The 20772-nt window shown below is 66.8% G+C and carries 16 protein-coding genes and 1 tRNA gene; 2 read left to right on the forward strand and 15 right to left on the reverse strand.

What is annotated here, in order from left to right; translation table 11 throughout:
• Nucleotides 1-56: 56 nt before the first annotated feature.
• Nucleotides 57-395 carry a hypothetical protein gene (locus tag AC3QL2_RS07345; protein ID WP_493235282.1) on the reverse strand — a complete coding sequence of 113 codons (339 nt, stop codon included), beginning with the start codon at nucleotides 393-395 and terminating at the stop codon, nucleotides 57-59.
• Here AC3QL2_RS07345 and AC3QL2_RS07350 point away from each other — a divergent pair.
• Nucleotides 394-1515, forward strand: a complete 1122-nt coding sequence (locus tag AC3QL2_RS07350; protein WP_493235283.1) for a sensor domain-containing diguanylate cyclase — start codon at nucleotides 394-396, stop codon at nucleotides 1513-1515. The genes AC3QL2_RS07345 and AC3QL2_RS07350 overlap by 2 nt on opposite strands.
• Nucleotides 1516-1531: 16 nt before the next feature.
• On the opposite strand, the gene AC3QL2_RS07355 is transcribed toward AC3QL2_RS07350, so the two are convergent.
• The 7 genes from AC3QL2_RS07355 to AC3QL2_RS07385 form a co-directional block, all read right to left on the reverse strand.
• Nucleotides 1532-3211, reverse strand: coding sequence for a sigma 54-interacting transcriptional regulator (locus AC3QL2_RS07355; RefSeq protein WP_493235284.1), 1680 nt, complete (start codon nucleotides 3209-3211; stop codon nucleotides 1532-1534).
• A gap of 62 nt (nucleotides 3212-3273) precedes the next feature.
• Nucleotides 3274-4698, reverse strand: a complete 1425-nt coding sequence (locus tag AC3QL2_RS07360; RefSeq protein WP_493235285.1) for a methyl-accepting chemotaxis protein — start codon at nucleotides 4696-4698, stop codon at nucleotides 3274-3276.
• 113 nt (nucleotides 4699-4811) lie between these two features.
• Complete coding sequence (locus tag AC3QL2_RS07365; protein WP_493235286.1) at nucleotides 4812-5843, reverse strand: universal stress protein; 1032 nt, start codon at nucleotides 5841-5843, stop codon at nucleotides 4812-4814.
• A gap of 10 nt (nucleotides 5844-5853) precedes the next feature.
• A complete protein-coding gene (locus AC3QL2_RS07370) occupies nucleotides 5854-8253 on the reverse strand; it encodes an efflux RND transporter permease subunit (RefSeq protein ID WP_493235287.1) in 2400 nt (799 codons plus the stop codon).
• A complete protein-coding gene (locus AC3QL2_RS07375) occupies nucleotides 8250-9362 on the reverse strand; it encodes a WD40/YVTN/BNR-like repeat-containing protein (RefSeq protein ID WP_493235288.1) in 1113 nt (370 codons plus the stop codon). The genes AC3QL2_RS07370 and AC3QL2_RS07375 overlap by 4 nt, the downstream gene beginning before the upstream one ends.
• Nucleotides 9363-9510: 148 nt before the next feature.
• Nucleotides 9511-10863 carry a DUF1329 domain-containing protein gene (locus tag AC3QL2_RS07380; RefSeq protein WP_493235289.1) on the reverse strand — a complete coding sequence of 451 codons (1353 nt, stop codon included), beginning with the start codon at nucleotides 10861-10863 and terminating at the stop codon, nucleotides 9511-9513.
• Nucleotides 10864-10890: 27 nt separating this feature from the next.
• Nucleotides 10891-12579: a DUF1302 domain-containing protein gene (locus tag AC3QL2_RS07385; RefSeq protein WP_493235290.1), complete on the reverse strand. Its 1689-nt coding sequence runs from the start codon at nucleotides 12577-12579 to the stop codon at nucleotides 10891-10893.
• A 202-nt stretch (nucleotides 12580-12781) separates the two neighbouring features.
• Here AC3QL2_RS07385 and AC3QL2_RS07390 point away from each other — a divergent pair, with 202 nt between their 5' ends.
• Nucleotides 12782-13678, forward strand: a complete 897-nt coding sequence (locus tag AC3QL2_RS07390; protein WP_493235291.1) for a LysR family transcriptional regulator — start codon at nucleotides 12782-12784, stop codon at nucleotides 13676-13678.
• 6 nt (nucleotides 13679-13684) lie between these two features.
• On the opposite strand, the gene AC3QL2_RS07395 is transcribed toward AC3QL2_RS07390, so the two are convergent.
• The 7 genes from AC3QL2_RS07395 to AC3QL2_RS07425 all read right to left on the reverse strand — a co-directional run bounded on the left by AC3QL2_RS07395 (nucleotide 13685) and on the right by AC3QL2_RS07425 (nucleotide 20757).
• On the reverse strand, nucleotides 13685-14137 hold the full coding sequence (locus tag AC3QL2_RS07395) for a flagellar basal body-associated FliL family protein (protein WP_493235292.1): 453 nt from the start codon (nucleotides 14135-14137) through the stop codon (nucleotides 13685-13687).
• Between the two features lie 65 nt (nucleotides 14138-14202).
• Nucleotides 14203-14293: transfer RNA gene (locus tag AC3QL2_RS07400), tRNA-Ser, on the reverse strand.
• A gap of 65 nt (nucleotides 14294-14358) precedes the next feature.
• Complete coding sequence (locus AC3QL2_RS07405; RefSeq protein WP_493235293.1) at nucleotides 14359-16386, reverse strand: sodium:solute symporter family protein; 2028 nt, start codon at nucleotides 16384-16386, stop codon at nucleotides 14359-14361.
• 12 nt (nucleotides 16387-16398) lie between these two features.
• Complete coding sequence (locus AC3QL2_RS07410) at nucleotides 16399-16662, reverse strand: DUF4212 domain-containing protein (RefSeq protein WP_493235294.1); 264 nt, start codon at nucleotides 16660-16662, stop codon at nucleotides 16399-16401.
• Nucleotides 16663-16740: 78 nt separating this feature from the next.
• The gene (locus tag AC3QL2_RS07415; RefSeq protein ID WP_493235295.1) at nucleotides 16741-18141 is read right to left on the reverse strand and encodes a DUF294 nucleotidyltransferase-like domain-containing protein; all 1401 of its coding nucleotides are present in this window, start codon (nucleotides 18139-18141) and stop codon (nucleotides 16741-16743) included.
• Nucleotides 18142-18172: 31 nt separating this feature from the next.
• On the reverse strand, nucleotides 18173-20338 hold the full coding sequence (locus AC3QL2_RS07420) for a 3'-5' exonuclease (RefSeq protein ID WP_493235296.1): 2166 nt from the start codon (nucleotides 20336-20338) through the stop codon (nucleotides 18173-18175).
• A gap of 44 nt (nucleotides 20339-20382) precedes the next feature.
• Complete coding sequence (locus tag AC3QL2_RS07425) at nucleotides 20383-20757, reverse strand: response regulator transcription factor (RefSeq protein ID WP_493235297.1); 375 nt, start codon at nucleotides 20755-20757, stop codon at nucleotides 20383-20385.
• Nucleotides 20758-20772 lie beyond the last annotated feature (15 nt).

Below are 20772 nucleotides of genomic sequence, written 5' to 3' on the forward strand. Positions count from 1 at the left end.
ACGTTTTCGTCAATCGGCGGCCTTGATCAGCTTCATTTATGCCGCGCTTAATATATCTAATGCAGGCGCCGTGCCATTCCCGTAAATAACTGATTATTAAGACTTCGCCTCAAGAGGCGAGGAATTGCCCTTTTTGGGCGCCTGACGCTTTTGTCGATGGGGATTTCTTGCGTGACAAAAGCGTCAAGCTGCGGTGCAACAAGTGAAAAAATGAAAATTTCGGCACAAACAGCAAGCCCCCATTGCAGTCCATTCCGGTGCTTTGTCACACCCGCATGCAAATTGGCATGGCGAACACGCACATTGGCATATGGCAGCGAGGATAATCCCGCGATGCCACCAACCCCGACCGCCCCTCGCTCCCCCCACTGGATCGTCCGGGCGCACTGGGTCATGCGCTCGGTTTCCTTCGTCAATGCCTTCGCGTTCTTCTCCCTCCACCTGGCCGGCAGGGGGTACGCAACGTGGGTATGGCTGCTGCTGGCGCTGCAGTTCCTGGTCTATCCGCACCTGATCTACCGGCGCGCCTGCCGCGCGGAGAACTCCCAGCGGGCGGAATTGCAGAACCTGGTCCTGGACTGTTTCCTGATGGCGATCTGGGCTTCGGCCACCGGCTTCCCGCTGTGGATCACCTTCACGGTGCTAATCAGCAGCGCGATCAACAACGCCATCAGCCAGGGCTACCGGGGCATCTTCCTGGCCCTCGGGGCCTTCGGCCTGGGCACCCTGCTCGGCGTCGGCATCGGCGGTCTCCAGCTCATTCCCGAAGACAACCCGTGGATCACCGGCCTGTGCGTGTTCGGCCTCAGCTGGTATCTGCTCGGCATCGGCCGGATCGCCCACACCCGGGCGCTGCTGCTGCGGACCGTGCGCGAGCACCTCAAGCAGCGGGAACAGGAACTGCGCCAGGCCAACGACACGCTGCAGCAGCAACTGGCCGAGAACCTCACGCTGCAGCGCAGCCTGCACGAACAGGCCAACCGGGACGCCCTCACCGGCCTGTTCAACCGGCGCTACCTGATCGACACCTTCGAGCGCGAGCTGGCCCGCTGCACCCGCGAGGGCCAGCCCCTGTGCCTGATGCTGATCGACGTGGACCATTTCAAGCTGGTGAATGACGGACATGGACACCAGGTCGGCGACCTGGTGCTGCAGGAACTCGGCCAGTTGCTGGCCGGCGAGGCGCGCCAGCAGGATGTGGCCTGCCGCTTCGGTGGCGAGGAGTTCGTGATGCTGCTGCCCGGCCTGCCACAATCGGCCGCCCACGAGCGGGCCGAGCATTGGCGGCAGCGCTTCGCCAGCTTCGGCCAGCACCGCGACGATCTGCCGGACACGCTGAGCCTGTCGATCGGTGTCGCGCTATTCCCGACCCACGGCATCAGCCAGGACAGCCTGCTCCGCGCCGCCGACCAGGCGCTCTACAAGGCCAAGAGTGGCGGCCGTAACCGGGTGGTGATCCACGACCCGGCCGAGGCTGAAACAGCGACACCAGCCCCGCAGCCCGCCGCGGGTTGACGCGCCCCCGGGCGCATCAGCCTTCCGCCGCCACCGTTCCCTGGCGCAGCCGGTAGGCCAGTTGGCGCCGCGTGATGCCGAGCAGGCGTGCGGCGTGGGTGAGATTGCCGTTGGCGCGCTGCACCGCCAGCTCCAGCAACCTGGCCTCGTGCCGCTCCAGGTCGAAGCCGTCGTTGAGGATCGCCTCGTACAGACGGTTGCGGCTGTCGTCCCGTTCGTTGCCGACCACGCCGGCCCGGTCCACCTCCGCCCCCGGCGCCGTCACCGGCGCGCCGCCGGCAAACAGGTGCTCGATCTCGATGAGTCCGCCGCTGGGCGCCAGCAGCACGCCGCGCTCGATGAGGTTCTGCAGCTCGCGCACATTGCCCGGCCACTGGTAGCCCATCAGTGCCTGCATGGCCCGGTCGCTGATGCCCTGCAGCTTCTTGTGGTACGACACCTCGTACTTCTCGATCAGCGCCGCCGCCAGCAGCGGGATGTCGCTGCGCCGTTCGCGCAGCGGCGGGATCAGCACCGGGTAGGTCGCCAACCGGTAATACAGGTCGGCGCGGAAACGCCCGGCGGCAATCGCCTGCTGCAGATCCACGTTGGTGGCCGTCACCAGGCGCACGTCCACCTTGCGCACCTGGTCGTCGCCGAGGCGCTCCACCTCGCCGGTCTGCAACACCCGCAGCAGCTTGACCTGGGCAGCCAGCGGCAGGTCACCAACCTCGTCGAGGAACAGCGTGCCGCCGTGGGCCCGCTCGAAGCGCCCCGGCCGCGAGGCCTGCGCGCCGGTATAGGCACCCTTCTGCACGCCGAACAGCTCGGACTCCAGCAGGTCGTGGGGAATCGCCGCGCAATTGACGGCCACGAAGGGCTTGTCGGAGCGGCTGCCGTGGTCGTGGATCCAGCGCGCGAACATCTCCTTGCCGACGCCTGTCTCGCCGAGCAGCAGCACGGTGATCGGGCTGGCCGCCGCCTTGCCGACCAGGTCGAAGGCCGCCTTGAAGCCCGGCGATGCGCCGATCAGGTTGCCGGCCGGGCGGGACGCACAGAGCGTCTTGCGCAGGCGGCTGATCTCCTCGCGCATCTCTTCCAGCTGACCCTGCAGGTTGTCAGGCTTGAAGTAGTCCAGGTAGCCGTCATCGCCCCATTCTTCCGCCGGCTTGCCGACGATGTGGCAATGGGCGTCGCCACAGGCGGTGCAGGTGGTTTCGCGGAAAACGATCAGGCGGTTGAAGAACTGCGTGACGTAGCCGGACGCATAGCCGACCAGCGTCCAGCAGGCCGGATCCTCACCGATGCCGAACTGCTGCAGGTGGGAGTCGGCCTCCCAGGAGTTCTCCCAGTCCACCTCGCCGGCGAAGCTGCCACGCTCCCAGTCGAGATCGGACTGCACGATGTTGGCGCGCACCAGCCCTTCGAAGGCGTGCAGTTCGGGCCCGATGCGGAAGACGTCATCGGGGTCGCCGCTGCCGAACAGTTTCTTGGCCAGTTCGGCGTCCTGCTGGCCGGATGCGAAGCCCATGCGGATCAGCAGGCCGCGGGCCCGCTCGACGCCGAGGGAGTCGAACAACTCCCGGCGCAGCGCACCCATCGCACGGGCGTGGAACAGCAGCATACGGTTCTCGTCGAGCCAGATTTCTCCTTGCTCGAGATTGAAGCGCAGGCGCGAGCGCAGGTTGAACTGCTCGATCAGTCTGGTTTTTGTCATTCCCCTCTCCGCGGCATCGGACGTGCCGTTCGTGGGTGTACTGTACTCCGCCCCTTCCCCGGCTAGGCGATGCCAGCGCGGCGGCCCGCGGCCAGCACCCCGTAGGCTTCCTTCAGCGCCCGGTAGGCCGGGCGCACGCGCTCGATGCCCTGGGTGCGAATCCACGCCAAGTCACCGGCCCGGGCCCGCTCCAGCATACCGCTGCGGGCGCGACGGTAATCCTGCAGACAGCTCTTGAAGCCCTGCACCGCCTGCCGCCCGGCCGCATCCTGCATGGCCCGGTCGATCTGCGTGAGCTGCGCATCGACGACGCCATCCAGCGCCTCGATGCGCTCCACGTGCGGCAGCGCCTGCTCGCGGTTGCGCGAATTGACCACCAGGATGCTGTTGGTGCGCGTCTCCTCGATCGCGTCGAGCAGCGCCACCAGCGCGTCGCGGCGCACGTCGATGGCCACGCTGAGGCCGTTGAGCTCCACCAGCCCGGTCATCAGCTGGCGCAAACCGGCATCGCAGCCATTGACCCGCTCGTCGAGCGCACGCGCCAGGCCGGCCACGCCACCCATCTCGTCCACCAGCCGGCCGCCCGAGGCGGCTTCGCCATTGGCACGGCTGACGATGTTCTCCACCGCCGCCATCGTCTGGCTGGCCCCGTCGGCGATCGCCGCCAGGGTCTGGGCCGCCTCGCCGGTGCTGTCGGCGCTGGCACCGGCCTGCGCCTTGACGCGGCCGAGCAGCACGTTGAGCCCGTCGCTGCCGCTCTCGATGGCGGCGATGATCTCGCCGACGCTGACCGTCGCCTCGCTGGTCCGCTCGGCGAGCTTGCGCACCTCGTCGGCCACCACCGCGAAGCCCCGCCCCTGCTCGCCGGCCCGTGCCGCCTCGATGGCCGCATTGAGGGCCAGCAGATTGGTCTGGCTGGCAATGCCCTGGATGATCTGCACGATCTTGCCGATCTGCTCGATGTGGGCGTGCACACCGGCAAACTCCTGCCCCACCGCGCCAACCACGCCGGCCAGCTCGCGCACGCTGTCCGACATCTCAGCCACCCGGCCGCCGCCGGACGAAGCCCGGGAATGGGCGTCGGCGGCGATGCCGAGCAGTTGCCCGGCCTCCGTCGACACCGCGCCGATGCCGGCCGCCATGCCATCCACCGCCGCCGAGGCGGCAATCGCCAGCTCCGACTGCTGGTCGGCGGTCTGCACCACGTCGGTGAAGGACGACACCAGCGTGCCGGATGACACCATCAGGTCGCGGGCCAGCTCGCCCATGCGGCGCGCGGCGGCGACCTTCTGCTGCAGCAGCCCTTCGAGGCGGTGCACCGAGTCGGCAGCGCTGGCCGACGCGCTCGGGTCGTCGAGCAGGCCACGGATGTCGTCCAGTTGCCGCTGCACCTGGCGCAGCGGACGACGTGCAAGCACGAACACCAGTGCGCCAACGGCAAGCAGCAGGATCAGGCCGATCCCGGAAACGAGAATTTCAGTGCTCATGGAATACCTTCCTTGGGACGGCGGCCGGGAATGACAGCTGCGGGGGCCGACGCACAGGCAGCCCCCGCAGAGTCACCGGCACTCACTCAGCAGCAATGCTGCCTCATGGCTCTTCAGGCCGTCGTGCTACCCGCCTCGTCGTTCATCAAGCGCACGAACAGCTGCCGGAAGGCGAGGTCCTGCTCGCTGCCGACGCGGCAGTCGCCGTTCTGGCGGAAGGCGTCTTCGATGACGCGCCAGTCCTCGTCGCCGAGGAGGCGGCGCGCGGCCGGCAGGATCAGCTTCTCTTCGGTGCTGATGTGCTGCCACTGGGCGTCGGCAAAGCGCTCGATCGCCGCAGCCAGCTCGCCTCCCCGTGCCGCATCCTGGCGAACCTCCACCAGCAGCGCGTCGATGGCCGCCAGTTGGGCGCCGCCGTCCCGGTGCTCGTGCTCCAGCGTGGCGATCAGCGCATCCAGCTCGTCGTCACGGCGGGCCAGCCGGCTGAACAGGTGACGCTCCTCCTTGGGGTGATGCAGCACGTCGGGAAAAGCGCGGATGTAATGGAGCAGCCCCGCGACGAAATCCAGGTCCGGCGCTTCGGCGGCGTCCCCTTTCAACCGCCAGGCCTGGCGGCGCAGGCCATTGACGACGGCGGCGATGGCGCGGTGTTCGTCCTTGATGATGTCGATAGCCGCGCGGGCAGCGTCGTTGACCGCATTGCTTTCGACGCTGGCCACCAGCACCGGCAGGCTGCTGTGGGCCAGCACCTTCTGGGTCTGGGAGCCGAGCACCAGGCCACGCAGGCCGCGATGACCATGGGAGGCCATGAAGATCAGGTCGCAGCCGCGCTCCGCGGCCACGGACAGGATCAGTTCATAAGGCCGTGCGCCGGTGCGGGCCAGCGCCTCGCAGTCCAGCCCGACGGCCCGCGCCGCCACCAGGGCCTTGGCGAGGATCGCGTTGGCCTCGCCCGCCGCCGCGGCGGCAAAGTCCTCCGGCGACAGGGTGCGCAGCAGCGCGCCGTCACCGCTGCCGCCCATGTCCTCGCGGGCGGTGAAGAAAGTGATCCGCGCGTTCAGCGCACGGGCGAATTCGACAGCCTGGGTCACCAGGCGGGTGGACAGCTCCGAACCGTCCAGGGGTACGAGTAGATGCGTATACATGACTGTTCTCCTAGACGACCACGACCTTCTTCTGGCGCAGCAGGAAGTGCCCCAGCGCCGGCAGCAGGATCAGCGCGCCGAGCATGTTCCAGATGAACATGAAGGCCAGCAGGATGCCCATGTCGGCCTGGAACTTGATCGGCGACCAGGCCCAGGTGGCCACCGCAATGCCCAGCGTGATGCCGGTCAGCACCACCACCTTGCCGGTGAAGGTGAGCGCCTTGTAATAGGCTTCCGACAGGCTCATGCCCCCCTTCAGGCGGGCCAGCGTGACGGTCATGATGTACAGCGCGTAATCCACGCCGATACCCACGCCGAGGGCGATTACCGGCAAGGTGGCGACCTTCACACCGATGTTGAGCGCGACCATCAGCGCCTCGCACAGCACCGAGGTGAGCATCAGCGGCAGCACAGCGCAGATCACCGCCCGCCAGGAGCGGAAGGTGATGAAGGCCAGCACCACCACGGCCAGGTAGACCAGGCCGAGCATCTCCACGTTGGCTTTCTTGACGACGATGTTGGTGGCCGCCTCGATACCGGCGTTGCCGGCCGCGTTGAGGATGCGCAGGTCGTCGGTGGCGTGCCGCCCGGCGAAGTCCTCGACCACCTTCACGACGCTGGCGAGGGTGTCGGCCTTGTGGTCCTTGAGGTAGGCGTACACCGTCAGCAGGTCGCAGTTCTGGTTGAACATCTCGCGCGGGGCGCGGGTGATGATGGCGTTGAGGTTGTCCTGGGAGCGGGGAATCTCGAACCACTTCAGGCTGCCCTCGTTCATGCCGGCGTTGGCGACCTTGGCCAGGCCGGCCAGCGAGCTGGTGGCCTCGACGCCGGGCAGCTGCTGCAGCTCGCGCTCCAGCGCATCGACGGCGGTCAGCGTGTCGTAGTGGGCGCAGGCGTACTGGGGCGTCTTCACCATCACGATGTACACATCGCTGCTGGCCGCGTAGTTGGCCACCATGTAGGCGTTATCCCGGTTGTAGCGGGAGTCCGCGCGCAGCTCCGGTGCACCGGGGTCGGTATCGCCGATCTTCAGCTGGAAGCTCACCACAAGGCCGGCGAGGCCCATCGCGGTGCCGACCAGCACGGCGATGGTGGCCCACTTGCGCTGGGTGAACAGGTCGAGGAAGGCCCAGAACGGGTGCTTGCGGTGCGCCGTGTCGCCGGCTTCGGCGATCTCCGCCTGCAGGCTGCGGCGGGCCGCTTCGGGGCTGACCCCGGTGTAGGACAGCAGGATCGGCAGCAGCACCAGGTTGGTGAAGATCAGCACCGCCACGCCGATGCTGGCGGTGATGGCCAGATCCTGGATGACCTGGATGTCGATCACCATCAGCACCGCAAAACCCACCGCATCGGCGAGCAGCGCCGTCATGCCGGCCAGGAACAGGCGGCGGAAGGTGTAGCGGGCGGCGACCAGCTTGTGGGTGCCGCGCCCGACGTCCTGCATGATGCCGTTCATCTTCTGGGCGCCGTGGCTCATGCCGATGGCGAAGACCAGGAAGGGCACCAGCACCGAGTACGGGTCCAGCTCGTAGCCGAGGGTCGGCAGCAGGCCGAGCAGCCACACCACCGCGATCATCGAGCACAGCACCACCAGCAGCGTGCTGCGCAGGCAGCGGGTGTACCAGTACAGCACGGCGGTACAGATGGCGATGGCGGCGGCGAAGAACAGCAGCACCTGCTGCAGGCCATCGATGAGATCGCCGACGACCTTGGCGAAGCCGGTCACGTGGATGGCGATCTTGTCCGACTCGTACTTGGCGCGCAGCGCTTCGATGCGCTGGGACAGCTCGTGGTAGTCGATGCGCGCGCCGGTCTCGGCGACCTTGTCCTGCAGCGGCACCAGCACGATGCTCGACTTGTAGTTGGCCGACACCAGCTGGCCGACCTCGCCGGAGCGCTCGACGTTGAGGCGCACCTGGGCCAGGCTCTCGGCGGAGCCGTCGTAGTCGTCAGGCACCACCGGGCCGCCGTCGAGGCCGTCCTCGGTGACGCCGGTCCACCGCACCGACGGCGCCCACAGGGACTTCATGTAGGGACGGTCCACGCCGGGCAGCAGGAACAGCTCGTCGGAGATCTTCTTCACCGTGTCGAGGTAGTCGGCGTCGAAGATCGTACCGTCCTTGGCCTCCACCGCGATGCGCAGGCTGTTGCCCATGCCGGCCAGCTGGCTGCGGTTTTCCAGGAAGTTGACGATGTAGGGGTGCTTCGTCGGGATCATCTTCTCGAAGGCCGCGTTCAGCGACAGGCCGAAGGCCTTGTAGCCGAGGAAGACGCTGACCAGCGCGCAGAGGACGACGATGACGAGGCGGTTGTTGAACAGCAGGCGTTCGGGCAGAGAGCCGGAGCGGGGATCGAAGGCCGTGAGGTCGCGGATCACCACGCCGTCCGGGATATCGTGGGCGTGACTCATTTCTTTACTTCCGCAGTGAGGGTGGCGGGCTCCACGCGGCTCAGACCGCGGGTGCCGGAAACGACCAGGGCGCCGTCGGCGGCCTGGACCATGCCGGTGAGGCCGGTGGGCAAGGACGCGGCCAGCGGGGTGAAGCGGCTGCCTGCCGCATCGCCGCGCAGCAGCCGGCCGCTTTCGTCGGCCAGCAGCACCGCGCCATCGGCCAGTTTCAGGCCGGCGGTCAGCGTGACGGGCTGGGCCAGTTCGACCTGCGCCCAGCTGGCGCCGTCGCCGCGCCACACATTGCCGCGCAGGCCGTAGGCCAGCAGGCCCTGGCCACCGATGCCCAGCGCGCCGAAGAAGGTGCCGGCATAAGGCGTCTGCAGACGCAGGAAGCTGGCGCCGCCGTCGGTCGAGCGGAACAGCACGCCCTGCTCGCCGGCGACCAGCAGGCCGCCAGAGTCCTGGCCGACAGCGTAGAGGTGCTTGCCACCCGGATTGGGAATGCGCGTCATCAGGGACTGCCAGCTTTTGCCGCCGTCGGCAGTGGCCAGTGCCAGACCGTAGGCACCGACGATCCAACCGTGCTGGGCATCGGCGAAGAACACGCCGAGGAAGGGCTTGTCCGGCCCGTCCTGCAGGAGACCTTCGGCTTCGCGCAGATGGCGGGCTGCCGCGTCGCCGCCTGCGGCGAGCTGCGCACGGGCGTTGTCCAGGACGATCTGCGCCGCCTGGCGGCCGTCGAGCTGGCGTTGCCAGGTTTCGCCGCCGTCCGTGCTGTTGAGCACCGCGCCGCTATGGCCAACCGCCCAGCCGAGCTTGTCGGACACGAAGTACACCGCCGTCAGCGCCACGCTGACCGGCACGCCCTTGGCCTGCCGCCAGCTGCGGCCGTCGTCGTCGGACAGCAGCACCAGGCCGCGTTCGCCGACCGACACCAGGCGCTTGCCGGCCCGGCCGACGGAGAGTTGCAGGGAATGGGCTGCACGCGCGTTGAGCTGGGCCGGCTGCGCCAGCAGGTCCGGCACCGCGCGGCTGTCGGCCGCATCAGCGGCCGGAGTCAGTAACGCGAGCAAGGAGAAGGTCGCGGCGAGGCGCAGCGACCGACGACCGGAGAGAGAGGATCGCATCTTGAACACCTGTTCCGCAGCACCGCTGCGCGCTACCGGTGTTCGCGACACCGGCCACGGCAGGCCGCAGAAAAACAAGGGAAGAACCGGGGTCGGCCGGGCCCGGCGCGGGTTGCGCGCCGGGCCGGCCTTCCTGGGGAGGGAGAACTCAGCGGGCCGCTTCGGCCGCCACCGCGTCGCCGGTGAAGTAGGTTTCCTTCTTGCGCGGCACGATCTTGAAGTCTTCGTCGTTGAGCGCCTGGATCACGCTCATCGTGCCCGCCTGCAGGTTGAAGACGGTTGCGGTCTTCATCATCGTGCCCGGCAGCGCCGGCACCACGAAGGGGGTGACCTGGGTGGTGCGCCACAGCTTGCCCTCGGCATCGAAGCCGTCAGCCAGGCCGATCAGCCAGGTGTCCTCGTCCAGGTAGTAGCGACGCTTGGGCACCGCATGGCGCTTGCCCGCTGCCACCGTGGCCTCGACGACCCACACCCGGTGCTTTTCCCAACGCACGTGGTCCGGATTGAGGTGGTGCTTGCCGATCGCGTCGTCCAGCTTGGCTCCGATGAAGCCGTTGTTGTTGTACGGAATCAGCAGCTCCTTCTTGCCGATCAGCTTCCACTGGAAGCGGTCGAGGGCGCCGAAGAAGCCCTGCACCTCGTCGAAGTAATTGGCACCGGAAGCCACGAAGTCCGGCGTGTCGTAGGACACCGTCGGCGCGCGGCGCACGCGGCGCTGGCCGACCAGGTACTGCCAGGCCTGGCGGGACTGCTTCATGTCGATGCTGTCGCGGATGACCAGCGACTCACCGGCCTTGAACGGCGGCTCCAGCGTGTTGAAGCGGAACATCGCGTACTCGCCGGACCAGCTTTCGGGCGTGGCGTCCTTGTAGTACTGCGGGTACTGGAAGGCGATCTCGTTGCGGGTCGCCAGGGTCTTGCTGCCGTCCGCGTTGCCGACGATGTTCTTGAAGCGGTACTCGATGGACTCGGCTTCGAGGCGCATCAGGTAGTTCCACATCACCTCGACGCCTTCCTTCGGGATCGGGAAGGGCGTGCCGCCGATGCAGCCTTCGAGGGAGTAGCCACCGTCCTTGGTCTTGCAGCGGGTGGCGTTCTTGAAGACGTTGTCGTACACCTCCTGCGGCGCGGCGGCGGTGCGGTGGGACGGATAGACGTCGACGCGGAAACTGTCCGGGTACTTGGCGAGCAGCGCCTTGGTGCCGTCAGACAACAGGTCGGCGTACTGGGCGGCGTTCTTGGCGGTGACCTGGAAGACCGGCTTTTCGTCGGCGAAGATCTGGGTCGGGATCACACCGACCTTCTTGCCCGGCAGCGGCTTGGTGATGCCGCCGTTCCACGCCGGGATGCTGCCGTCCTTGTTGGCGGCCTTCTCGCCGCCCAGCGGGGTTAGCGTGGTCTTCAGCTTGGCGGCCTCGTCGGCAGTCACCGCGGCGTCGGCGGCCTGGCCGCCGGCCAGCAGGGCCACCAGCGCGGTGGCGAGAATCTGGGTCTGGTTCATGTTTGTCTCCTCGTTGCTTGATGCGAATCAGAAGCTGCGCTGGATCGACAGGGACACGAAGTCGCGGTCGCCATGGAAGTTCTGGTAGGACAGCTCGGGCACCGCGGTGCCGTAGCGCACCACCGAGCCGGCCGATCCGATGTAGTGGGTGTAGTTGAGGCTGCCCTGCCAGGTCTTCTGGTAGTCGGCCTTCACGCCGATGCTGACGTTGCCGCCGTGCTCGGACGGGAACAGCGCGCCATTCACCGACGAGCGGCCGCTGATGCCGTAGCTCATGCCGATCGGCACCTGCAGGTCGACGCCCGGCACCACCTGGAAGTACTCGGGCTGGAAGATGAACTGCAGCGCGCTGGCGTCCTTGGTGGCCAGGGGGTCGAGCTGGTCGGCGTTGTCGCTGATCGACAGACGGCGGTTGTAGGCCACTTCGCCGATGAAGGACGCGCCTTCCCACAGGGCGCTGGCGCCGAACACGCTGATCGCCGACATGTTGAGGTGCATCGTCTTGCCGACCGGATAAGCCGCGCGGCTCTTGCCGTTGGAATCCGCGCCGGTGATGACGGCGTTGCCGGAGGCCACCAGCGGCATGTTGTCGCGGAAGGACAGCTCGGCCGCCACGTTGGTCTCGCCGACCAGCGTACTGACGCTGGCGCCGACGGTGCGGATGTTCTCGCCGAAGACCATCACGTAGTCGCCGATGCTACCGGAGCGCACATTGACGCCGGGACGCGCGTAGAACTGGGGCAGCTTGTCGTGGAACTGGGCGGCGTAGAAACCGTACTCGGCGTCGCCCGACTTGAACTTGATCTGGAAGCCGCCCTGGCCGGAGTTGCGCGGCTCGATGTCCTGGCTGCGGTAGAGCACCGCGCCGGGGCCGAGGATCAGGGATTCGCCGCCGACATCCACGAAGTCGGCGAAGCTGAAGTAGCTGCCCGCTGCCGGCAGGCGCGTCTTGCGCCATTCGAGCTGGTAGTAGGCACCGATCGACACGGTCGGGCTGAGCTGGACCTGGGTGGACAGCTGGCCGACCGGACGGGCAATTTCCTTGAACTGGGAGTTGGGGACCGACAGGGCCTTGATCAGGTCGAGGGGCGTCTGCGCGCCGGCGATGCCGTTGTTGCCGAAGAACAGGCTCTCACCGTAGAGCTGCGTGAAGCGGCCGCCCTTCACATTGACGCTCATGTCGCCGGGCGCGAAGTTGATGTAGCCGAAGGCGTCCATCAGCTCGGCCTTGCGGCCGTGCAGCTGCTCGGTGCCACGGGTGAATTCGTCGTAGCGGACGGAACGGGAATTGACCAACGCCCCGCCGAGCGCACCGGGGTTGTCGTTACCGCGGTTGTAGACGTCGTCGTACCACGCCGCGCCGCTGACGCGGAAGCCGAAGTCCTTCTTGTAGCGCATCTCCAGCTCGGACAGCAGGTCGAGGCGGTTGGAGATCAGCCCCTTGCCGAAATTGAGGTCGCCGTCGTTGGTGTTGGCCTGCGGGCCGATGGAGTTGTCGGCCACCGACGGATTGGCGTTGCGCACGCGGAAGGCGGTGCTGTACTTGACGGTGTTGTCCCAGCTCAGGGCCACGTCCGGGTTGCCGGTGTCGAAGGCCACCGCCCCCGCCCCGCCGCTGCCCAGCAAGGTGACGGCCAGTGCCGTGGCGAGATACAGCCTGGCTTGGCGCAGGCGAAACGGGGCCGCGTCGGCGGTCCGGAAAGGACGCTTGTTCATGTCTTCCTCCTCATGCGTGATGTGTCTTGCGTCTGCTTGCCCGTCTGGTGGCGAAGGCCGCGGGCCTGGATCGCAGCGGGTTGATGCGCAAGTTATCGAGCGGGAGGATTACCGTCCAATACCATTATTCCCCCTTCTCAATACCCTACAGGTATCATCGACAGGACTTGCCGGCCGGCACATGACAAGGGGGAATCGAAACGTGGATCTACGTCACCTGCGCTACTTCGTCGCCGTTGCCGAAGAGGAGAACATCGGGCGCGCGGCGGCGCGGCTGCACATCTCGCAACCGCCACTGACGCGCCAGATCCAGCAGCTGGAGGAGGAACTGGGGGTCACGCTGTTCACCCGCACGCCGCGCGGCATGGAGCTGACCCAGGCGGGGGAGCTGTTCCTGGAGGAGGCACGCAACATCCGCGCGCTGGTGGAACAAGCCACCGAACGCGCCCAGCGCGCCGGCCAGGGCAAGCTCGGGCGGCTGGATGTGGGGATTTTCGGATCAGCGATCCTGGATGCGATTCCGAAGCTGCTGCTGGCTTTCCGCAACCGCTATCCGGACGTGAAGGTGGTGCTGCACACGATGACCAAGGCCGAGCAGATCGAGGCCCTGCGCCAGCGTCGCATCTCGGTGGGCTTCAACCGCATGCTGGCCCCGCTGGCCGACCTGGAGATCAAGCAGGTCACCACCGAAACCCTGCTGCTGGCCGTGCCGGCCAGGCATCCGCTGGCTGCCCAGCCGGTGATCCATTTCGCCGAGCTGCAGGAGCACCCGATGGTGCTGTTCCCGACCGGCGCGCGGCCGAGCTTCATCGACAAGGTGATCGGCCTGTGCACCGACAGTGGCTTCCAGCCACTGATCTCCCAGGAGGTGGGCGATGCGGTCACCGGCGTCGCGCTGGTGGCCGGCGGCTTCGGCGTGTGCCTGGTGCCGGACTCGGCGACCACGCTGCAGTTTCCCGGCGTGGTCTATCGCCAGCTGGCCGACACGCCGCCGAACTTCTACGTGGACCTCAGCTGCATCTACCGCAAGGACGACCAGTCGCCGATCCTGGCTGCCTTCCTCGCCACCGTGGACAGCTACGGGGAAGACGCAGCCTGAAAAGACTTACTGGATGATGAAGGATGTGAACAGCGCGTGCTTGACAGGGCCTTCGGCCGGTTTGCGGCGCCCCTGCTTGTCGGTTCTGCCCGGCGTGCCGACGGTGGAGTTGACGGCATCCTTGACCTCTTCGACGAGATCCTCACGGGCCTCGGTCGTCTTCAGCTCCGCCCCCGAGTGGGAACCCAGCAGCAGCAGGATCTTGTGGCGGATGATCGGCATGTAGGCGGTGATGACTGCCCCCTGCGCCGGATCACTGAGGCGAAGGGTGATCGCGATCTGGATGAAGTGGTTTTCCCCACCCGGGTCCTGCGCCAGATTGGTGGTGATCACCTCCAACGCAACGAACTCGCCCCCGCCCCCGCCGCCGCCGTGATCGTTGGCAAGCGCCGGCACGGCTGATCCCAGCAGGCACAGGCAGAGGAAAACAACTCGAAGGATTACACGGGCGCTCAGCATGGACGGGAGCCTCCTCTTCGACGGGTGCATAGCAAAAACGCCCCTTCCGGGGCGTTTTCTGAATTTGGCGGAGAGGGCGGGATTCGAACCCGCGTCAGGGTATTACCCTGAACACGCTTTCCAGGCGTGCGACTTAAACCGCTCATCCACCTCTCCTAAGTGGAGGCAGCACTATATACTAGATTTCAAAAAAGTCAAAGCCTTTTTTGAAATGATCTTTATCAGCCCTCCCCGTCCGGCAGCCGCACGAAGTCCACCAGGGCCTGTACTTCGGCCGACGGCGGTGGTGTCAGCAGGCTGACGACAGCAATGACGATGAAGCCCACCGGTACGCCGAAGACGCCGCAGGAGATCGGATTGATGTCGAACCAGGCCGCCTCCATGCTGCCGCCGAAGAAGGTATGGGTCCGCGCGATGTAGAACAGCGTGATACCAAGACCGGCCACCATGCCGGCAACCGCGCCCCACTTGTTGGCGCGCTTCCAGAAGATGCCCAGCACCAGCGCCGGAAAGAAGGCCGACGCGGCAATCGAGAAGGCCAGGCCGACCATGAACAGGATGCTGTCCGGCCGCATCGACGCCACCCACGCGGCCACCACCGCCACCACCAGCAGCTGTGACTTGGTGATCACCAGGCGGCGCTGGGTGGACGCATGGGGATTGACCATCTGGTAGTACAGATCGTGGGACAGGGCATGGGAGATTGTCAGCAGCAACCCGTCCGCCGTGGACAGCGCCGCGGCAAGCCCGCCGGCCGCCACCAGGCCCGACACTACATAGGGCAGGCCGGCGATTTCGGGCACCAACAGCAGGATCGCGTCGCTGTTGATCGATAGCTCGGCCAGTTGCAGGATGCCGTCGCCGTTGATGTCCTCCACCCGCACCAGGCCCGTGCGTGCCCACGACGCCACCCAATGGGGCAGCGTCGCAATGCTGGAGCCGACCAGATTGCTGTACACCTCCCACTTCGCCAGGACCGCGTAGGCCGGAGCCGTCAGGTACAGCAGAGAGATGAAGAACAACGACCAGAACACCGAGTGGCGCGCCTCGCGGACCGTCGGCGTGGTGTAGTAGCGGGTCAGGATGTGCGGCAGCGCCGCGGTACCCACCATCAGCACGAAACTCAGCGCCAGGAAGTTGTTGCGCGCGCTGGCCTTGCTTTGTGCATCGTTGCCGGGAAAGGCCTCCGCATGGGCCGCCGGATTGACCGATCTCGCGAGGCTGTCCTGGCGGACCTTTTCCCACTTCAGGCGCGCCTCGTCGGGCGAGTGCGGCAGATCGCGCAGGGCCCTCTCGGCGACGGCGATTTCCCGCGCCGACCCGCCGGTGGTGCGCAGCTCATTCACGCGGTGGACCTGGGCGATGCGCTCGGTCGCCAGCGACTCCGGCAAGTCGGCGATCTTGCGTGCGTACTCATCGGCCCGTGCCCGGTACTGGGCATGCACGGCGTTCTCCCGCGGCTCGGAGAACAACTCGAGCTCCTTGACGCCCAGCTCCTGCAGCACCCGGCCGTACACCGCCTGAGGCACCGGCACGCCAGTGATCTTGTAGGACAGGATGGTCACCGGCACCAGGTAGGCGACGATCAGGATCACGTACTGGGCAACCTGAGTCCAGGTCACCGCCCTCATGCCGCCGAGGAAGGAGCACACCAGCACGCCAGCCAGGCCGACGAACACGCCGATTTCGAACTCGATGCCGATGAAGCGGCTGGTGATCAGGCCGACGCCGTAGATCTGCGCGACGACATACACGAAGCTGGCCAGCACGCCGGCGAACACCCCGACGACCCGCGCGAAATGCCCTTCGTAGCGTGCACCGAGGAAGTCAGGGATGGTGAACTGGCCGAACTTGCGCAGGTATGGCGCCAGCAGGATCGCCACCAGCACATAGCCGCCGGTCCATCCGATCACGAAGGCCAGGCCCTCGAAGCCGGCGTAGTACAGGGTGCCCGCCAGGCCGATGAAAGACGCGGCGCTCATCCAGTCCGCCGCGGTGGCCATGCCGTTGAAGACCGCCGGGACGCGGCGGCCTGCCACGTAGTATTCGGACACGTCGGAGGTGCGGCTCATCACGCCGATCGACGCGTAGATGGCGATCGTCGCAAACAGGAAGATCTGCCCGATCCAGTGGGGTGTCAGCCCGAAGCGCTCCCCGACCGCGAGCAGGCCGACGAAGGCCACGAAACCGATGGAATAGAGCAGGTAATAACGGCGCAGACGGCGGGAGAACGCGGCAATGGAAGTCATCCGGCAGAGGCCTCAGCGATCGCCGCGCACGCCAAACCGGCGGTCGAGCCGGTCCATCCACTGCGCATAGAACCAGACGATCGCCAGGAACACCAGCAACGCCCCCTGGGCAGCCATGTAGAAACCAAGCGGCCAGCCCATGAAATCGACGGTATTCAGCTCACCGGCGAACCAGGCCGGCAGGAAACTGACCACGGCCCACAGCAGCAGCAAGGCGCCGGTGAGGCGCAGCGTGGCCCTCCAGTAGACCTGCCTTCTCGTGTCGGTATCACTCATGCATCACTCCCCTGTACGGCGACGGCGTCTGACTGGCGGGCCCGGACAAGGCCCGAGTATAGCGTCCGGCCATATGACTTATAGTTGGTAGCGCAGCGCAAGTAGCTGCTGCAGGCGGCGCCCCTGGCGGAAGGATTCCTTCAGGCGGGCCCGTTCCATCTCGTTGAGCTCGGCCGGCGCCACCTGGTTCGGCGGACGGGTTGCCGCCCGCTGGCGGCGCAGGCGCAACAGTTGGATGAAATCGAAGGCTTCCACGAAGGCCTCCACGTCCCGCGGCGCCCAGCCGAGTGCGCCCCCCGTGGCGCGTAGACGCCCGACCGTCGAGGTGTCGCCGATCCGCATGGACAGCGCAAGAATGCGCGCCGCATCGACGAAGGGCCGGCTGCCGTCGCGCTTCAGGTCGAGCAGGCCGCTGCGGCGATCGACGACAAAATCCCGGAAACGGCCGAGAGGTAGCCCGCCATTCAAGGCGTTGGTGGCCATGAAGCGCAGGAACAGTCCATTGTCGGCGGTGGCCTCAAGCAGCCAGTGCATCAGGCCGGACGCCAGCGCGGCGTCGCCGGCCAGCGCGCGCAGATCGAAGAAGATCGTTCCGTTAAGCAGGTTGTCCGGACTGGCCGCACGCATCCACTCGGCGAACTGTCCCCGCCATTCGTCCATGGACAAGCACCAGCGCGGGTTGCCGGCCATGACCTCGCCACGGCACAAAGGATAACCACAGGCATCGAGCAGCGCATTGACCCGTTGCGCGAAAGGCAGGAAGCGGGAACGCAGCGCATCGGTGTCATCACACCGTTCCGGCAGGAAGACCAGGCCGTTGTCCTGGTCCGTGGCCAGGGTCTGCTCGAGGCGCCCTTCCGAACCGAAACCCAGCCAGCACCAGCGCACGAGCGGTAGCTCGAACTCGCCCTCGGTCAGCTCGATGGCCTTTTGCACGATCAGGTCGTTGAGGATGGAAATCCATTCTCCCAACTGTTGCGCACCCTCGCCCCCATCGATGCGCCCGGCGGCCTCCGCGCGCAGGCGCTGGGCCACCGCCGCGAGGGCCTCGGGGCCGTCAACGGCATGGATCGTCTCGATCAGGTCATCGGTTACCAGGCGTCCGCGCGCGTAGAGGTCGCCACTGCACAGCACGCCGGCAAAACGTCCCTCGTCATCCACCACCACCAGGTGCCGCAGGCCATGGCGCGCGAGGGTCAGCCGGGCCTGATGCACGCTGGCGTCGAGCGGCAGCGCCACCACACCGCCGGTCATGACGCCGGCCACCGCTTCATCGAGGTTGCCGGCAGGCAGCGCCACCCGCTGCAGCGCGTCGCGCTGGGTCAGGATGCCCAGCGGCAGGCCGCGCAGCGGATCGGTCACCACCACCGTGCCGACGCGCTCCACGCACATGCGGCCAAGGGCGTCGCGGACGCTGGTCTCGGGCGATACCGCCACCGGCACACGGCGCAGAAGGGCCGCCAGGCTGTCGGTACGCATTCCCGTCACAGCCCCCGACATTTCCATGGCCTCAGTACCTGACTCGTGCGTAATAGGTCTTCTCTGATGCGCGGCGGGCTTCGCCGAGGGTCCGGATGCCCATTTCCGCCAGCAGCGGGATCATGCGCAGGAACACCTCGCCGGTGACGATCGCGTCGCCCAGCGCGGTATGCCGCCCCAGCACGCTGACCCCCATGCGCTCACTGATCGCCTCGAGGCGGTGGGACTCCTGGGACGGGTGCAGCACCGCCGACAACAGCAGCGTATCGAGCACCGGCTGCGCAAAGCGGATGCCGGTGCTGGCCTCCTTCAGCTGCAGGAAACGCATGTCGAAGGCCGCGTTGTGGGCCACCAGCACCGTGTCTTCCGCAAAGGCATGGAAGGCCGGCAGCACCTTGCCCATCGTCGGCTGGCCGGCAAGCATATCCGGCGTGATGCCGTGGATCCGGGTCGACGCCTCCGGCAACATACGCTGCGGATCCACCAACTGGTCGAAGGACTCGGACTTGCGCAGCTTGCCATTGACGATGCGGGTCGCGCCGATCTGGATGATCTCGTCGCCTTCCGACGGATTGAGCCCGGTGGTCTCCGTGTCGAAGACCGTGAAGGTCAGCTCAGACAGCGGGCAGTCATCCAGTTCGTGGCTCGCCGGTGTCTGCTTGAACAGGTCGAAATCGTAGTATTCGGGCCGGCTGTCGCCCTTCAGGTAGGCCGCTGCCTCGAGCTGCTCCTGCGGGATCGCCGATGGCAGCAGCAGGCGGAAGAACGCGCGATGCTGGGTCTTCTCCCGCTGCAGCCAGATCTCGCCGTCGTGGCGCTCAATCACGTCGCGTACCGTCAACGGCGAGTTCTCGCCGGCGAAGGTCATGGGCTCCAGTTCCCAGGCCATTACCGTCTCTGTGCTCATGGCCTGGCCGGACCAGATCAGGTCCAGGTGGGCCAGGCGCCCGGCGGCACTCAGGCGGAAACGCACCTCGCGCACCTCGAACTCGTCAGACAGGCGGCTGGCCAGGTAGCCGATGGCCTGCAGCAGCGAAAAGCTGTCCACCTTCACCCATACCTGCGGGTCCACATCCTCCAGCTTGGTGGGCAAGCCCAACTTCTTCTCGATGCGCCGCTGGGCCGCGGCAATCAGATCGGCCCCCAGCATCTCGTCGAGGGGCCAGCGGGTCTTGAGGGAATCGGCGAAGGCGTTGGCCGTGTCGTCGAGGCGCGTGCTCATGCCCTGCACCTCGTCGCGGATCACCTTCAGGAAGCGGTCCTTCAGTTCGGCATCGAGGTCCGGGTATTCCAGCATCTCCGCCGCTGCCCGCAGGTTGGCCAGCGCCGAGCGACTGCCCTCGGTGAGGGTATGCAGCATCTGGTCGCGGCGGGTTTCCACCTCGAAGTTGCGCGTGATGTTGTCGAGCATCAGCACGAAGCCCGAAACGGTCGGCTCGCCCTCCGCCTCCCCGCTACTCAGCACCGGTGCCATCTGCACGCGCAGCAGCTGGCCGGCGCGGGTGGTGGTCACGAAATTCGCCACCGGCTGGGCGCTGCGCTGGCGGATGCGCTCCTGCACGCTTTCAAGGGCATGGGCGATGAGGCTGCGCTCGAAGACCATGTAGATCGAGCGGCCGAGCCCGATGATCTCCCCGCCGCCCGCCGCCGTCGGGGTGTCCGACATGGCCTTGAACTGCAGGCGGGCACGGTTGTTGTAGAGCAGGATGCGGCCGTCGAGATTGCAGACGACGACGCTCTGATTGAGCTCGGACATCAGCGCCGCCAGCCGGTTGCGCTCCTCCTCCACCGAGCGGCGGGCCTCGACGATGCGCGCTTCCACGTCCTCCTGCAGGCTGCGCCGCTGGTCCGCCAGCTGATTGACCGACTCGGCAATGCGCTGCAGCTCCAGCGAACCCATCGACTTGAGGCGGCGGGCCGGATCGGTACCGACGATCAGCCCGACCTCGTCGGCCAGCTGGGCCGGCGCCGCAAAGGCCGCCTCGGCGAAGGGCTTCATCAGCGCCGCAGCCGCCCCGGCCCCCACCAGGCCGATCATGATCAGCAGGCCGATGCGGGGGTTGAGGATGGGCTCCAACACCTCGCGCTCGGCGGGCGCCAGATCGCGCCACAGGGCGACGCAGGCCAGCGCGAGAACGCCCACGACCAAGGCGCAGGCGGCCAGGATCACCAGCCCCTGCCTGGATTTGACACTCACGAGGAAACCTCCCGAACGGCGCGCCTTGTCCCCATCGACGGGGTTCAAGCCGGGAGCTCCAGCAGCGCTTTGACCTTGGCCACCAGTTCCCGCGTCGAGAAGGGCTTGGTCATATAGGCATCGGCGCCCATCGCCACCCCCTTGGCCACCTCGGTTTCGCGCCCCTTGGCGGTCAGCATCAGGATGCGCGTGCCTTGCAGTGCAGGCTCGGCGCGGATTTCCTGGCACACCTCATAGCCGTTCTTGCGCGGCATCATCACGTCGAGCAGCACCAGGTCGGGTGCTTCGCGGCGCACCAGATCGAGGGCCTCCTGCCCGTCGCTGGCGATGCACACCGTGAAGCCCTCACGCTTCATCAGGAACTCCAAGGAAATGACGATGTTTTGCTCGTCATCCGCAATCAGTATTTTTTTAGTCATCTATCCCCTCCCCCT

Source organism: Zoogloea sp. GW822-FHT05C07 (genome assembly GCF_058800215.1).